Raw genomic sequence first — 15,625 nt, 5'->3', positions numbered from 1 at the left:
GGCTCAGGCTCTCTGGGCCGGGGGCATCGGGTCGGCCGAGGTTGGGCCGGCCGGCTCCGGCGCCGACGTGGGGGCGATGTCCTCGTTCAGGTCGTAGATATCCGGGTGCAGCCGGACGGCGTCGCGGTCGTCCACCGTCGCGGTCCAATAGACGAAGCGCACCGGCACCGGCTGGGTCAGCTTGATCCATTGGGGTTCCTGACGGTCCAGCATGCGGTCGAGCCGCGCCGTGGACACATGCTCGTTCGCCAGAAGCGCCTCGGCCATGCCGCGCGCGTCCTCCAGGCGGACGCAACCGGAGCTGACGGTGCGGATCTCCCGATCGAACAGCCGCGGCTCGTTGGTGCCGTGCAGGTAGATGTTGTAGGGGTTGGTCATGTTGAAGCGGTACCGGCCCAGCGCGTTGTGGTCGCCCGGCTGCTGGACGATCCGCACCCGGCGCGGCGAGACGTTGCGCCAGTCCACGACGGCCGGCTCCACCGGGGCGCCGTCCAGATAGACCACCGCGTTGGCGATGCCCGGCGTGCCCTTGGCCCGCAGCAGGGGCAGCTTGTCCTCCTTCAGCACGGTGGGCGGCACGGTCCAGGTCGGGTTGACGATGACGTGGGTGATCTGGTCCTGGAGCAGCGGCGTCTCGCGCGACGGGCGTCCGACGATCGAGCGCATGGTCAGCGCCTCCTCCCCGTCGCGGACCAGCGTGGTGGTCTGGCTGGGCAGGTTCACCAGGATCACGGTGTCCGGCGCGGTGTCGCGGAAGGCGCGCATGGACAGCGCGCTGCGCCGCAGCTGGGCCGCCGCCTCCTGCGGGCTGCGGTCCAGCGCCACCCGCGTTCCGCCGCCGACCAGCCCGTCCACCTTCATCCGCTGGCTGAACTGAAAGGCGCGCACCGCGGTGTCCACCTCCTCGTCGAACAGATCGCCCTGGCGCAGCCGGTCGAGGAAACCCAGTTCGGCCAGGCGCTGGGTCAGCCGCTCCACGCGCTCGCCGGCGCTGCCTTTCTTCAAAAGCGGCCCGGACCCGATGCGGGTGACCGGGCGCTCCGGCTCCGCCTCCAGCAGCGTGGCGGCGGCGTCCAGGCGGTCGGCCCAGCCGGTCAGCGTGTCGCGGTAGGCGGCGGCTTCGGCGGTGGCCGGGGTGGTGGCCGTGCCGGCGATCACGGACAGCGCCAGCGTCAGCGCGGCCAGGACCGTCGCCGGGCGGCGTCGTTGGTCGGTAAGCGTCTGGGATGCGTGCATGATCCGTCCTCGTCTGGCAGGCGGTCCGATCCCCCGTCCTTTCTATCGAATGTAGTACGTGAACCCGCGTCCGGCGAGGCAGGGACGGACGTCCAGGGGATCGGGAAATCGGCGTACGGCCTCCGGCCAGGGGCAACCATTGCTGGTGGGAGCGCCGGGGGCCGAATTGTGACCGATTCGGGCCATTTTCGGGTTGATCCCCGTCAAGCCCTAGCCTATAGGAAATAGTCGTTCGCTATGACCGCAATATTTAGGTCTTATCCGAACAATCCATAGTGGGTCCTCCGGCGCTGGAACGGTGCGGCCCGATCACCAAAATGCATAGGGAGTGATGCTTTTGGGGAATGACGACCGTGCCGCGCCGATGAATGGGCGCGAGACCGGCCGCCGTGGGTTTCTGACCTTCGCCGCCGCGACCTTGACCGCCCTGGCCGTTCCGGTCCTGGTGCCCGCCGCACCGGCCCTTGCGGCCCCTCTCGCCGGCGGCGCGCGCCGACTGGCCCTGCACAACATAAACACCAACGAACAGTTCAGCGGCGTCTATTGGGCCGACGGCGCCTATCGCCCGGACGCGCTGAAGAAGCTGGACGTGCTGCTGCGCGATCACCGGGCCAAGCAGGTCGGCCGCTACGATCCGCGCCTGTTCGACGTGCTGGCCCGCCTGCACCAGACTCTGGACAGCGACGAGCCCTTCCAGGTCATCTGCGGCTATCGGTCGCGCCGCACCAACGCCATGGCGCGCCGCCGCTCGCGCGGGGTGGCGAAGGAAAGCTACCACACCCGCGGCATGGCCATCGACGTGATGCTGCCGGATGTCGAACTGAAGGCCATCGCCGCCGCGGCCCGCGGCATGGAGGCCGGCGGCGTTGGTTATTACCCGCGCAGCGGTTTCGTGCACATCGACACCGGGCCGGTCCGCACCTGGTGATTTTCCGCGCATAGCCGGGTGACGCCATCGCCGTCGGCGTCATAGGCGGACTTGCCGTACGCCCTGTTCCGGGCGCCTGCCCAGTCGGTAGGCACCCCGGAACCATGGCCCGACGCGCCGGTTGCTCCCATCGGAATTCCCCGAACGAGCAACGCGGAGGGCGACGAAGGCGATGTTCTGCAAACACGATCTGGAACGGCTTCTGACCGTCGATGCCGCCCCGGCGGTGTCCATCTTCCTGCCCACCCACATCGCCGGACGCGACATCCGCCAAGACGTGATCCGGCTGCGCAACCTGCTCTCCAAGGCGCAGGACCAGCTGTGCGAGAAGCACGGCCTGCGCCGGCCCGACGCCGAGGCCTTCCTGAAACCGGCGTCTGATCTTCTGGAGCAGAACGAGTTCTGGCGCCACATGGACCGTGGTCTGGCCATCTTCCTGGCCAAGGGCGTATCGGCCATCCATCGCGTGCCCGTCGAACTGCCGGAGGAGGTGGTCGTCAACTCCCGCTTCACGCTGCGGCCGCTGCTGCCGCTGCTGGCGGACGACGGCGCCTTCATGATCCTGGCCGTCACGGCGGGCCGTGCCCGCCTGTTCTGCGCGACGCGCCACGGCATTGCGGAGGAGGACGCCGGCCTGCCGCAGGGTGTCGCGGAAATCCATGCCGAAACCAATTACGAGAACAATCTGCATTCGGCCCCGCCGGCCCGCCATGCCGACCGCACGGACCGCGGCGGCGTGTCGATGGTCAAGACGCACAACTTCGGTGAAGACCCCGAGGAACTGCGCAAGGCTCACCTCATCGAGTATCTCGGACGGGTTGCCGGCCGTGTGCGCGATCACCTGAAACCGTTCCGTGGTCCGCTGGTGCTGGTGGCCGACGAGGAAATCCAGGGGCATCTGCGCCGGGACGCGCATCTTCAGGGAATGCAGGAAGAGGGAGTCGTGACGAACCCCGATGCCCTGGACATCGACGACCTGCATCGACGCGCCTATGCGGTGGTCCGGCCGATGTTCGAGCAGACACGGCGGACGGCGGTGGAACGGTTCAACGCCCTTAATGGCGACCGCAACACGGCGGAACGGACAACGACGCGGGCCGAGGACGTGATGGTGGCGGCGCGCGAAGGTCGGGTCGGAGTCCTCCTGGTGGCCGAGAACGAGAAGGTCTGGGGACACTTCCGCGAGGATTATCACCGGGCCTTCCCGTTGCACCACGCAACGGACGGCGCTGTCGACCTTGTCGAGGAGGCCGCCACCGAGACCCTGTTGCGCGGTGGCGAGGTGCATGTGGTGAGCAAGGAGGAACTGCCGTCCGGCGCCTCGACCGCGGCGATCCTGCGCTTCTGATTCCAAACTCCCGGCGTTTTCCGCAAAGCGGGGCGGCGCCCGGTGATGGCGCCGCCCCGCCTGTCGTTCCTGGGCCCCTGCTTTTTGGGACCCGTATCTTTGGGCGGGCGTTGCGCCGTCAGGTGGGGGCCTTGTTCGGCTTGCCGGCCGGCGCCTTTCCGGCACGGTAGATGTCCGCCGGGTCCCAGACGGCGCCGTGACGCCGCCGCTTCCCGCCGGCCGCCGCGTCGGCCTTGATGCGGGGGGAGGCGGCGGCTTTCAGGAGCGCCTTGCCCGCAGCGGGGCCCGCCTTCGACTCGGCCTTGGAACCGCTTGAGCCCGGAACCGACAGAACGATCCCCTCGCGCGCGAAGCGGTGTCTCGGCGCGCCGGCCGGTGATGCGCCGGCCGGTGATGCGGCGGCCGGTGATGCGGCGGCCGGTGATGCGGCGGCCGATGATGCGGCGATTGATGACGCGGTGTCGGCCGGTCGGCCATCCTCATCTTCCTGAACCTCGTCCTCCCGCGCGTCACGCAGATGGGGCGACAGGGATCCCAGAAGCGAAAGAAGCTCGTCGCCCACGCTCTCCGGAGCGGCGCGCCACAGCCTCAGCATGCGCGCTTCGCGGCGGCTGATCGAGCTGTCAATGATCCGGGAGTCGTCCGTCGAGGCCGCTTTCCCGCCCGAGGCCTGCGAATCGTCATAACAATCGAAGAAGAAACTGACGGGAACGTCAAGAACCAGTCCGAGGCGATACAGCGTGCCGGCCGAGATGCGGTTGGAGCCGCGTTCGTATTTCTGGACCTGTTGAAAGGTCAGGCCAATCGCGTCGCCCAATTTTTCTTGGCTCATGCCCAGCAGGGTTCGGCGCATGCGCACGCGCTGCCCGACATGTGCATCGACCGACCAGGATTCGGGCGATCCGCGTCGCCCTCTTTTGCGCACGGCTGGTTCGCTCATGGACCCGGAACTCCAATGCTTGCGAATAAATATGTAGGATTTGAGAATGACGATAAGATTGTTCACACAGAACTTTTTGGTGCGCAAGCGGAATCTCTGAAATTACTGCGCTCTGGTCATGATTTGAGCAGATATGAAAGCATATGGATTCTCCCGCACCCTTGCGCCCTCCCTTGCAACGCGGTCTGCTGAAGGCGTTGATTGTGGCGCTTTGCCTGTCGCGCGCGTGCCGGTTGCGCACTCGCGCATGAGGGCAATCGAGAAAGAAATGGCATCACGGATCGTGATTATGGAGTGAACATTTCAAATTATGGTGATTTCAGCTTCTCGCGATGGTGTGGAAACATTTTGCTAATCAAATTCGGATAGGTCGGAGGCTATAGAATTCGCGCCACAGTCCGCGCCGCGTCCGCCAGATCGGGCCGGCATGGATGGTCGGCGGCGATGATCGGCGGCGACGCTCCCCTGCGCCGCCGGATCGCAATCAAAGGATCAGGTCGATGCAGACAAGCAGTCTGGCGGGGCGCTTCAAGGTCGGGACCCGCATTTACTTCGGTTTCCTTGTGGTGTTGCTGCTGCTGGCGGTGGTCGTCGCCATCGGCGTGCGGGGCCTCGGGGTGGCGCGGTCCGGCTTCGAATCCTACGCGACGGTGAGCAACCACTCGATCCAGGTCAGCTCGATCGACGCGCAGGTCGCCCAGATGCGCCGCCTCGCCTTGACCTTCAACACCTTCGGTGACCCGAAGGTGGCGGAGCAGGTGCGCGCCGTCCAGGCGACCCTCGTGAAGGACCTGCGGGGCGCGCTCGACGGAACGACCGGCGAGCGCCGCGCCCTGCTGGAGCGGATGAACCAGGTCTTCGCCAACTACGTGACCGACTTCAACACGCTGGCGGAGCTTCGTCTGCGCCGCGACCGCCTCTACGCCGAGCAGCTCGTCCCGGCGGGCGAGAAGGCGCGCGAGTCCGTGTCGCAGCTCGTCTCCACCCTGATCGCCGACGGCGAGCACGAGGCGGCGGCCAACGCCGCCCTCGCGCAGGAGCAGCTGCTGCTGGCGCGGCTGGCCGCGTCGCGCTTCTTCACCAGCCCGAACGAGTCGATCATCGCCGAGGTGTCGGCCCGTGACGACGCCTTCGGCGAGGCCATCCGCCGGGCGACCGAGCGGCTGAGCAACCCGGCGCGCCGGGCCGCGGCGCTGGCCGCCGACCAGCTCTCCGACCGCTACGTCTCGCTGTTCCGCGAGACCGCCGCCGTCATGCTGGAAAACGCCCGGCTCGTCGACGTGATGGGCGCCCGCGGCGTCGAGTTCGCCGACCTTTCCGACCGCACGGTCGCGATCGAGGGCAAGGACCGCGACGCCGTGCTCGCCGATACCACCGGCAGCATGGACCGCACCCTGTCGGCCAACATAACGATCGCGGCCGGCGCCTTCCTGTTCGGCCTGCTGCTGGCCTGGGCGGTGGCGCGGTCCATCGTGAAGCCGGTCGTGTCGATGACCGAGACGATGACGAACCTCGCCGGCGGCGACCTGACGGTGACCATCCCGGCGCTGGCCAACCGCGACGAGATCGGGCGGATGGCGCAGGCGGTGCAGGTGTTCAAGGACAACGCCATCCAGAAGAAGGCGATGGACGAGGCCGAGCGCGAGCGGCTGGAGGCCGAGCGCCGCGCCGACGAGGCGCAGCGCGCCCGCGAGACGGCGATCGGCGAGGAGATCGCCGCGCTGATCGACGGCGTGTCGAAGGGCGACCTGTCGCGCCGGCTGGAGCTGAGCGGCAAGGACGGCTTCTACCGGACCATGTCGGAGGGCATCAACCGCTTGACCGACACGGTCGAGGCGGTCATCGCCGACCTCGGCGCGGTGCTCAGCGCGCTCGCCCAGGGCGACCTCAACAAGCGGGTGGAGCGCGATTACCAAGGCGCCTTCCAGACGCTAAAGACCGACGTCAACACCACCTCCGCCAAGCTCGGCGAGATCGTCGGCCAGATCCTGCGCGCCACCGACGCGATTTCCGGCGCGGCCTCCGAAGTCTCGCTGGGGTCGAGCGACCTCGCGGAGCGGACGGAGCAGCAGGCGTCGTCCCTGGAGGAGACGGCGGCGAGCATGGAGGAGCTGGGGGCCACGGTGCGTTCCAACGCCGACAACGCCCAGCGCGCCAACGGCATGGCCGCCGACGCCCGCACCGCCGCGGAGTCCGGCGGCACGGTGGCGGACTCGGCCATCGACGCGATGAAGCGCATCGAGGCGTCGAGCCGCAAGATCACCGACATCATCGGGGTGATCGACGAGATCGCCTTCCAGACCAACCTGCTGGCGCTGAACGCCGCGGTGGAGGCGGCGCGGGCCGGCGACGCCGGGCGCGGTTTCGCGGTGGTGGCGCAGGAGGTGCGCAACCTCGCCCAGCGCTCCGCTCAGGCATCCAAGGAGATCAAGGGGCTGATCCTCGACAGCGACAGCCAGGTGAAGGACGGTGTGGAGCTGGTCAAGAAGGCCGGCGACGCGCTGGAGGGCATCGTGTCGGGCGTCCAGCAGGTCGCCGGGCTGATCGCCGAGATGGCCTCCGCCTCCTCCGAGCAGGCGGCGGCGCTCGACGAGATCAACGCCACCGTCTCGCAGATGGACGAGATGACCCAGAAGAACGCCGCGCTGGTCGAGGAAACCACCGCCGCCGCCCAGTCGCTCGCCAATCAGGCGACGGACCTGCGGTCCCTGGTCAGCTTCTTCAAGCTGGACGCCGCGGCCTTCGCGGCGGCTCCGGCCGCCCATCACGGTGGGGGGGCTCCGGCCCTGCGGCGCAGCATCACCCCGACCAAGCCGGCGCCGGCCAAGCCCGCGGCGCGCAAGGTGGCGGCGGCCCCGTCCCGTCCGGCGGCGGTGGGCAAGGCGGCTTCGGCGACCCTGCAGCGCGCGTCGGCCGACGAAGACGACTGGAAGGAGTTCTGAGTCCGGCTGCGTTGAAAAAAGCGTGCGATGGAAAGGGCGGCGCGGACGTTTGTCAGGGTAGGCCTTCACACCGGCCTCGATCACCAACCGGGAGTGACGAACCCATGACCGCGCGCCGCCTCATCCCCGTAAGTCTCGTGGCGCCTTTGCTCCTTGCCGGTGCCCTGTGGACGGTGCCGGCGGGCGCCGCCGACAAACCGCCCCCGCCCGGCGCCACCCCACCGGGGCCAAGCGCGCCCAGCACGCCGGGCGAGCAGGCCCGCCAGGGGGTGGAACTGCTGATGAAGGCCTTGGAAGGGTGGGTGCGGCAAGTGCCGATGTTCGCTCCGCCCGAAGTCACGCCGGAGGGCGACATCGTCATCCGCCGGCTGGACCGCTCGCGTCCCGTACCGCCCAATCCGCCACCGGGCGAACCGGCGCCGCCGAAGTCCGAACCACCGGTGCCGAACGCCCCGACGGACCTTTAGAGCGCCGGCGAAGCCCGATACAGCCTGTCACGCAGCGCTCCGGTGCGGATTGCCAAGCCTGGCGGGACCCCGAACAGCCTTAACGCTTCCTTAATTCATAGTTAATAGCGCGTTAACGACCGTTTGCGGGCCAAACAGAGGCCGGGAGGGCCGGGCTGCGTGACGCGCTGTATCGGCCTTCGCGGGCGGCCGCTCAGCCGGCGTGCCAGGGACCGCCCGGACGGGCGAATCCTTCCACCTGATCGCGCAGCTTCTGGATTTGCGACGGGGTGAGGGCGAGGCCGAGCCGGGCGGCGAAGGCGGCGGCCAGCGCGCCGCGCGTCGGCCGCTCCCCCCGCTCCGCCAGGGCGCGGTACAGTTCGAACGCCGCGGCGTAGCGCCACAACGCGTCGGGGCGACGGCGGAGTTGGGCCGCCTGAGGGGTGGCAGCGGACTCCAGATGGGCTTCCAGGCGCTGCAGGGCGTCCGCCGCCGACAGGGCGGGCAGGGGGACGGGCGGCTCCGGTTCCCGCTCGGGCCGGCCGATGGCCGCCTTGGCGCGGTGCCGGCGCTGGCGCAGCCGATCCTCGTTGCGCAGCCGCTCCGCGTAGGCGGGATCGCTGCGCCGCCGCTCGGTGCGGGCGCGGTTGGCGCGGGCGTTGCGCTCCTCCCGGTCCGCGTGGCTCTGGGGATCGCTGAGAAGGAAGGCCAGCTCCTCCGCGGTCAGGCGCAGGGAATCGGTGTCGGTGTCGGCGTTGTTTTCGGCAGTCATGCCGAAAACAACGTTTCGGGCGCCGTTTCCGATCCATCCGACCGAAGAAGATCACAGACGGGGCGCGTCAGGCCGCGCGATGCATCTCCCGGCCGTCCGGGCAGGGGCCGGTTTCGACCTGGACCGTGGCGTGGCCGATGCCGAAGCGTCCGCGCAGGGTCTCGACCAGATCGCGCAGCACCGCGTCGCGGTCGGTCCCCGGCGGCACCACGGCGTGCATGGTCAGGAGCGGCCGCTCCGCCGTCAGCGACCAGACATGGACGTGGTGGATGTCGGTGACCGCCGGCACCGCCTGGTGCAGGGCGCTGCGCAGCTCGTCCACGTCGATGCCGACTGGCGTGCCCTCCACCAGGATGTGGGCGCTCTGCCGCACCACCTCCCAGGCGCCGCGCAGGATCAGCAGGGCGACCAGCACCGACAGGATCGGGTCGATGGGTGTCCAGCCGGTCGCCAGGATGATGCCCGCCGCCACGACCGCCGCCACCGAGCCGAGCAGGTCGCCCAGCACGTGCAGGGCGGCGCCGCGGACGTTCAGGTTCCCGCGGTCGCCGCGGTGCAGAATCCAGAAGCCGACGAGGTTGCCCAGCCCGCCCAGCACCGCCACCGCCATCATGGTGCCGCCCAGGACCGGCTGGGGCTCCAGCAGCCGCTGCGCCGCCTCCCACAGGATCCAGGCGGAGAGCAGGAACAGGCTGAGGCCGTTGACGAAGGCGGCGAGGACCTGGAGCCGGTGGTAGCCGAAGCTGCGCCGCCGGTCGGACGGGCGCCGCCCCAGCCGGAAGGCCAGCCAGGCGAGCGCCAGCGCCGCCGCGTCGGTCAGCATGTGCCCGGCATCGGCCAGCAGGGCGAGCGACCCGGACAGCACGCCGCCCACCACCTCCACCACCATCAGGCCGGCGGTCATCAGCAGGACCAGCAGGATTCGCCGCTCGCTGTCCGCCGTCACCGTCGCGGTGTGGGCATGCCCGTGGCTGTGGTCATGGCTGTGCGCATGGCCGTGCTCATGCCCATCCCCGTGTTCATGATCATGGTCATGATGCTGGTGATCGTCGTCATGGGCGCCATGCCCCCGCGGTCCCTGCGTCACTGGCCTGCCTCCTCGCGCTCATGCTTGGAATGGGACGACGCCATCAGGATAGGACCGACGCCGCGCCGCCGTCACGGCGTTTCCGGTCACGGCGATTTCGCTGTCCATCGCAACGGGCCCTCGTGCTAGAGAATGCCTCCGACACGAGACGTCACCCCATTTCACAGCAGACGGGACCCGGCCGGCCATGACCCCCAGGCAAGCCCTCCAGCAGCGCCTCGCCGCCCTGGACGCGCATCTCCGCGCGGAAAACCCGAACCTTCTCCCGGTCATCCCGACCTTCCGCAATTTCGACCGGGTGCTGGTCCGGCTGGGTCTGCTGGGTCCGCACGAGTCGCTGACCACCCGCATTCCCTGGTGGCCGATGATCGCGGTGCTGGGCACCTTCTCCGCGGGCAAGTCCACCTTCCTCAACGGCTATCTCGGCGCACCGCTGCAGAACACCGGCAACCAGGCGGTGGACGACAAGTTCACGGTGATCTGCCACGGGCCGGAGACCCGGCGGGAGGCCCTGCCGGGCACCGCGCTGAACGCCGATCCGCGCTTTCCCTTCTACCGGATCGCCGACGAGATCGAGAAGGTCGCGGCGGGCGAGGGCAAGCGCATCGACAACTACCTGCAGCTCAAGACGCTGTCCGGCGACCGGGCGCGCGGCAAGATCTTCATCGACTCGCCGGGCTTCGACGCCGACGACCAGCGCCGCTCGGTGCTGCGGCTGGTCGACCACATCGTCGAGCTGTCCGACCTCGTGCTGGTCTTCTTCGACGGGCGCCACCCGGAGCCGGGGGCGATGCAGGACACGCTGAAGCATCTGGTGGCGAAGACGGTGGACCGCGCCGACGCGCGCAAGGTCTGCTACATCCTGAACCAGATCGACACCACGGCGAAGGAAGACAATCTGGAGGCGGTGTTCGGCGCCTGGCAGCGCGCCATCGCGCAGGCCGGTCTGGTCTCGGGCCGCTTCTACGCGCTCTATGACAGCAAGTCGGCGGTCGCCATCGCCGACGACGCGGTGCGCGCCCGCTACGAGGCGCGGCGCGACTCCGACCTCGCCGAACTCCAGGTGCGCATCAACGAGGTGGAGGTCGCCCGCGCCTACCGCATCGTCGGCATGATCGACAGCCTCGTGAAGGAGCTGAAGGGCGAGATCGTCCCGCAGCTCGCCGCGGCGATGAAGCGCTGGCGCAAGCTGGTGCTGATCGGCGACGCGGTGTGGCTGGCCCTGCTCGCCCTGCTGTTCGGCGGGATCGCCAGCCTCGCCGGCGGCGACACGGTGTCGGCCTTCCTCACCTGGCTGACCCAGTCGCAGCCGGCCTGGGCCGGCGGCCTGCCGGTCGGGGTGCTGGCGGCGCTGGTGGTGCTGGGCGGCCTGTTCGGCGCCGGCCATTTCTGGCTGCGCTCCTTCATGGCACGGCGGGTCGCCCGCAGCCTGCCGGAGCGCTACGGCGACGTCGACCTGAACCTCCAGCAGGGCTTCCTGCGCAACACCCGCTTCTTCCGCTCGATCTTCCGCAAGAAGCCGGTCGGCTGGAGCGGCGGCGCCGAGAAGCGCATCTTCTCCATCCGCGAGGCGGTGGCGGAGCATGTCCAGCGCATCAACGACCTGTTCACCGACCCCGCCGGGCGGCGCAACCGCGCCCCGGCGGAGTGAGCGGGCGTCCGCGGAAGAGGGAAGGGGGCGGGCGATGGCGGGGCGGCGGTGTCTTCTGGCCATGCTCCTGCTGCTGGTGGCCTTTGGTCCCGTCCACGCCACACCGCTCGACTCGGCGCCCCTCGGTTCGGCCCTGGATCTGGTCACCGGCAACGATTTCGCCCCCTTCACCGGGGAGGACCTGCCGGAGGGCGGCCTGCTGACCGAGATCGTGCGCCGCGCCTTCGGCGAGGTCGGGCTGCGCTACGATGTGCGCTTCATGCCTTGGCGCCGCGGCTACGACGGCGTGCTGGCGGGCAGGTTCCTCGGCACCTTCCCATATGTTCGCACGCCGGACCGCGCGGTGGAGATGCTGTTCTCCGACCCGCTGCTGGAGGTGCGGCAACTCGTTTACCTGTCCGCCCACAGCGGCATGGACTTTCGCAAACCGGAGGATTTCCGAGGGCGCACGGTCTGCGCGCCGGTCGGATACGCCCTGCCGGCGGAGCTGGCGGAACTGGCCGCGGCGGGCGCGCTGTCGCGGGAGAGCCCGGCGGACCTGCCGGCCTGCGTGCGGATGGTCGCCTCGGGACGGGTGGACGCCTTCGTCATCGACGAGTTCACCGGGCGCAGCGCCGTGGCGAAGGCGATGGCCGGGGATGATATCCGCGTCGCCTCCTTGCCTTACGCCCGCGCCGGGCAGCACCTGATTCTCTCCCGTTCGCTGCCGGAGGCGGCGGCGATCATGGCGGCCTTCAACGCCGGATTGAGAAAGCTGAAGGATGGCGGGGCCTTCGAAGAGATTTTGCGCCGTCATCTGTCCGCCGCGCCGTGAGGCATTTGGCGTCTAAGGGAGCAGAACACGCCGAATGGGCGTAACGTTTGCGCCATGCGGCATTGCCAGCGCGACGCAAAGTGCTATAAACGCGCGGACTCGATCTTGGAAAAGGGGCGTGGCCCGTGGCCATCGACGCTTCCGTTCTGGTCCTGAACGGACCGAACCTGAACATGCTGGGCGTGCGCGAACCGCACATTTATGGCTCCATGACGCTCGATGATCTGGAAGGCGCGTGCCAGGAACGCGCCGAACAGCTCGGGCTGGCCATCGACTTCCGGCAGTCGAACCACGAGGGCGAACTTGTTTCCTGGATTCAGCAGGCGCGGACGGAGCATGACGGCATCGTCATCAACGCCGGCGCCTACAGCCACACCTCCGTCGCCATCATGGACGCGCTGATCCTGTCCGAGCTGCCGATCGTCGAGGTGCATCTCTCCAACATCTACAAGCGTGAGGCCATCCGCCACCACTCGCACATTTCCGCGGTGGCCAAGGGGATGATCTGCGGCTTCGGCCCTCACGGGTATCTGCTGGCGCTGGACGCCATGGCGAATATCCTCGAGCGCGACTAAGGAACACGGGAAAAACGAACACCATGGCAAGCTTCGACATCGACGGCGATCTGGTCCGCAAGCTCGCGGATCTCCTGCGTGAGACGGGCTTGAGCGAGATCGAGTTTGCCGAGGGCGAGAAGCGGATCCGCGTCACCCGCCCGACGGCCGCCCAGGCGGTGGCCGTGCACGCTCCGGTCGCCGCTCCCGCCCCCGTTGCGGCTCCGGCCGCCGCCCCGGCGGGCAAGCCCGCCAGCCATCCCGGCGCGGTCACCTCGCCGATGGTCGGCACGGCCTACGCCGCGGCCGAGCCGGGCGGCACCCCCTTCGTTCGCGTCGGCGACACGGTGAAGGCCGGCCAGACCGTCCTCATCATCGAGGCGATGAAGGTCATGAACCCCATCAAGGCCCCGCGGGGCGGCACGGTTGTCGAGGTCCTGGTCTCCGACAGCCAGCCGGTGGAGTTCGGCGAAGTCCTAATGATCATCGAGTGAGCGGGGATCATCCCTTGGCGATGTTCGAGAAGGTCCTGATCGCGAACCGCGGTGAGATTGCTCTGCGCATCCACCGCGCCTGCCGTGAGATGGGAATCCAGACCGTGGCGGTGCATTCCACCGCCGATGCCGACGCCATGCACGTCCGCCTCGCGGACGAGAGCGTGTGCATCGGTCCCGCGTCGGCCCGCGAAAGCTACCTGAACATTCCGGCGATCCTGTCGGCGGCGTCGATCACCGGGGCGGACGCGATCCATCCCGGCATCGGCTTCCTGTCGGAGAACGCCCAGTTCGCGGAGATGGTGGAGGAGCACGGCTTCACCTTCATCGGCCCGACCGCGGAGCACATCCGCATCATGGGCGACAAGGTCACCGCCAAGAAGACGGTGATGGAGCAGGGGCTTCCCGTGGTCCCCGGCTCCGACGGCCCGGTGCCGACGCTGGAGGAGGCCGAGAAGATCGGCCGCGAGACCGGCTATCCGATCCTCATCAAGGCGGCGGCGGGCGGCGGCGGCAAGGGCATGAAGGTCGCCCGCAACCCCGACCAGCTCAAGGAAGCCTACCAGCTCGCCCGTGGCGAGGCGCGCGCCGCCTTCGGCAACGACGAGGTCTACATCGAGAAGTATCTCGGCAAGCCCCGGCACATCGAGATCCAGCTTCTCGGCGACGAGCATGGCAACTGCGTGCATTTCGGCGAGCGCGACTGCTCCGTGCAGCGCCGCCACCAGAAGGTCATCGAGGAAGCCCCGTCGCCGGCCCTGAACGCCGAGCAGCGCGCCTTCATCGGCGATCTGGCGGCCAAGACGGCGGCGGCCATCGGCTACCGCGGCGTCGGCACGATGGAGTTCCTGTTCGAGGACGGGCAGTTCTACTTCATCGAGATGAACACCCGCCTGCAGGTCGAGCACACGATCACCGAGATGATCACCGGCATCGACCTGGTGCGCGAGCAGATCCGCGTGGCGACCGGCGCCCCGCTCGGCTACGGCCAGGCGGACATCCGCTTCCAGGGCCATTCGATCGAGTGCCGCGTGAACGCGGAGCATCCGGAGACCTTCATCCCGTCGCCGGGGAAGATCGACGGCTACCACGCGCCGGGCGGACTGGGCGTGCGCGTCGACTCGGCGCTCTACGACGGCTACCGCATCCCGCCGCATTACGACAGCCTGATCGCCAAGCTGGTCGTTCACGGCACCACCCGCAACGAGTGCCTGATGCGGCTGCGCCGGACGATCGAGGAGTATGTGATCGGCGGCGTCGACACCACGCTGCCCCTGCACCAGCGCATCATCGCGCAGCAGGCCTTCATCGACGGCAACTACGACATCCACTGGCTCGAACAGCTGATGGGCATGAAGAAGTAAGCCGTCGAGCGGTTCGACGAGCGGGTCAATGAAAAGAGCCCTTCTTCCCGATGGGGAGGAAGGGCTCTTTTCGTTCCAGCGGGTGCCGGATTCTCGGATGACAAGGTCTTCACGGATTTCACGGACCCAGGCACGGATTTCACGGATTTTTATATCCGTGCCCAGTGCGGGCCTGTTCGATCAGCGCGCTGAGCAAGCCCAAAGAAATCCGTGAAATCCGTGCCTTAATCCGCGCAATCCGTGAAGCCCCTGTTGTCCGCGATAATCCGACACCCCGTCACGGCGCCGCGGTCAGCAGCGCGTCGCGGCGGCAGCGGTCGACCACCTTGGCGCCGCAGGGCATGAAGGTCAGGTCCTTGTTCAGGCACAGCCGGACCTCCGCCACGTCGCGCTTGGAGCAGACCAGCGCCACCGACTCCGGCTCCAGTCCCGGGTTGGCCTGGACGAACAGGCGTTCCACCTGGGTCGCCGGGATCGACAGGTCGGATTTCGGGGCCTGGAGCGCCTCGGGGATCTTCACCTTGGCGAAGGCCTTGCGGACCTGCGCGAAATAGTCGGTGACGGGCAGGCCGCTGCAGGTGCCGTGCTTCGTCCACTGGTGCACGATCAGCCCGACGCTGGGCATCACCGGCATGGTGGCGTCCACCACGGCGCGGGGGACGGTGCGGTCGCGTGTGCAGGTGGCCGGGTAGCCGCCGTTGCTGTATTGCGGCCACAGGCCGTGGACGATGAAGCCGAACTTGCGCTCGACCCCGCACTGGTCGGGGTCGGCGTCCCCCTGATTCTTGGCGCAGTGGGTTGGCGACCAGGAGAGGCTGAGCACATAGTAATCGAAGGTGCCGGGCTCCGCCTTGCGCTGCGCCCATGACGCGCCGGTCATCGAGAGAAACGCAACCACCGATACGATGATGGCTGACAGAGCCGTCTTCATGCTGGAATCCCTTCTGAGAAAGCGCCTCCACGTTGCATACCATGGTGGGAGCCACCTGTCGCGCGGAAGTGGTGCGCTGAGATAACGTTGCGGGGGTGAGGGGGCAAACGGCTATAGT

Annotated in this window: 13 protein-coding genes and 1 pseudogene; 9 read left to right on the top strand and 5 right to left on the bottom strand. The window is 68.5% G+C overall.

Annotated elements, in window-relative coordinates:
• Window positions 1-3: 3 nt before the first annotated feature.
• On the bottom strand, window positions 4-1,236 hold the full coding sequence (locus tag D3869_RS04450) for a L,D-transpeptidase family protein (protein WP_137139082.1): 1,233 nt from the start codon (window positions 1,234-1,236) through the stop codon (window positions 4-6).
• Between the two features lie 331 nt (window positions 1,237-1,567).
• On the opposite strand from D3869_RS04450, the gene D3869_RS04445 reads away from it, so the two are divergent.
• Both D3869_RS04445 and D3869_RS04440 read left to right on the top strand, forming a co-directional pair.
• Window positions 1,568-2,164: a DUF882 domain-containing protein gene (locus D3869_RS04445; RefSeq protein WP_137139081.1), complete on the top strand. Its 597-nt coding sequence runs from the start codon at window positions 1,568-1,570 to the stop codon at window positions 2,162-2,164.
• A gap of 172 nt (window positions 2,165-2,336) precedes the next feature.
• On the top strand, window positions 2,337-3,512 hold the full coding sequence (locus tag D3869_RS04440; RefSeq protein ID WP_137139080.1) for a hypothetical protein: 1,176 nt from the start codon (window positions 2,337-2,339) through the stop codon (window positions 3,510-3,512).
• Window positions 3,513-4,176: 664 nt separating this feature from the next.
• Here the strand turns inward: D3869_RS04440 and D3869_RS04430 are convergent.
• Window positions 4,177-4,452, bottom strand: a pseudogene (locus tag D3869_RS04430) (helix-turn-helix domain-containing protein); the annotation flags it as partial.
• Between the two features lie 500 nt (window positions 4,453-4,952).
• Here D3869_RS04430 and D3869_RS04425 point away from each other — a divergent pair.
• Together D3869_RS04425 and D3869_RS04420 are read left to right on the top strand one after the other, a co-directional pair.
• Window positions 4,953-7,394 (top strand): methyl-accepting chemotaxis protein, encoded by a 2,442-nt coding sequence (locus D3869_RS04425; RefSeq protein ID WP_137139079.1) that lies wholly within the window; start codon window positions 4,953-4,955, stop codon window positions 7,392-7,394.
• Window positions 7,395-7,498: 104 nt separating this feature from the next.
• A complete protein-coding gene (locus tag D3869_RS04420) occupies window positions 7,499-7,861 on the top strand; it encodes a hypothetical protein (RefSeq protein WP_137139078.1) in 363 nt (120 codons plus the stop codon).
• Window positions 7,862-8,054: 193 nt separating this feature from the next.
• Here D3869_RS04420 and D3869_RS04415 read toward each other — a convergent pair whose 3' ends face one another.
• Window positions 8,055-8,612, bottom strand: a complete 558-nt coding sequence (locus D3869_RS04415; RefSeq protein WP_137139077.1) for a hypothetical protein — start codon at window positions 8,610-8,612, stop codon at window positions 8,055-8,057.
• Window positions 8,613-8,679: 67 nt separating this feature from the next.
• Complete coding sequence (locus D3869_RS04410; RefSeq protein WP_137139076.1) at window positions 8,680-9,699, bottom strand: cation diffusion facilitator family transporter; 1,020 nt, start codon at window positions 9,697-9,699, stop codon at window positions 8,680-8,682.
• 187 nt (window positions 9,700-9,886) lie between these two features.
• Here D3869_RS04410 and D3869_RS04405 point away from each other — a divergent pair, with 187 nt between their 5' ends.
• From D3869_RS04405 to accC, 5 genes are all read left to right on the top strand, one after another.
• Window positions 9,887-11,350: a dynamin family protein gene (locus tag D3869_RS04405; protein ID WP_137139075.1), complete on the top strand. Its 1,464-nt coding sequence runs from the start codon at window positions 9,887-9,889 to the stop codon at window positions 11,348-11,350.
• A gap of 61 nt (window positions 11,351-11,411) precedes the next feature.
• Window positions 11,412-12,164 carry a substrate-binding periplasmic protein gene (locus tag D3869_RS04400; RefSeq protein ID WP_247895718.1) on the top strand — a complete coding sequence of 251 codons (753 nt, stop codon included), beginning with the start codon at window positions 11,412-11,414 and terminating at the stop codon, window positions 12,162-12,164.
• Between the two features lie 125 nt (window positions 12,165-12,289).
• Window positions 12,290-12,739: a type II 3-dehydroquinate dehydratase gene (gene aroQ / locus D3869_RS04395; RefSeq protein WP_014241158.1), complete on the top strand. Its 450-nt coding sequence runs from the start codon at window positions 12,290-12,292 to the stop codon at window positions 12,737-12,739.
• A 23-nt stretch (window positions 12,740-12,762) separates the two neighbouring features.
• Window positions 12,763-13,212, top strand: a complete 450-nt coding sequence (gene accB / locus D3869_RS04390; RefSeq protein WP_137139073.1) for an acetyl-CoA carboxylase biotin carboxyl carrier protein — start codon at window positions 12,763-12,765, stop codon at window positions 13,210-13,212.
• Window positions 13,213-13,232: 20 nt separating this feature from the next.
• A complete protein-coding gene (gene accC / locus D3869_RS04385; protein ID WP_014241156.1) occupies window positions 13,233-14,576 on the top strand; it encodes an acetyl-CoA carboxylase biotin carboxylase subunit in 1,344 nt (447 codons plus the stop codon).
• Between the two features lie 277 nt (window positions 14,577-14,853).
• On the opposite strand, the gene D3869_RS04380 is transcribed toward accC, so the two are convergent.
• The gene (locus D3869_RS04380; RefSeq protein ID WP_137139072.1) at window positions 14,854-15,507 is read right to left on the bottom strand and encodes a ribonuclease T2 family protein; all 654 of its coding nucleotides are present in this window, start codon (window positions 15,505-15,507) and stop codon (window positions 14,854-14,856) included.
• Window positions 15,508-15,625 lie beyond the last annotated feature (118 nt).

The sequence above is a fragment of the Azospirillum brasilense genome, from assembly GCF_005222205.1.
GTDB lineage: Bacteria > Pseudomonadota > Alphaproteobacteria > Azospirillales > Azospirillaceae > Azospirillum > Azospirillum brasilense_G.
Note: the sequence above shows the minus strand (reverse complement) of the source record. Positions and strands in the feature narration are given on the sequence as shown.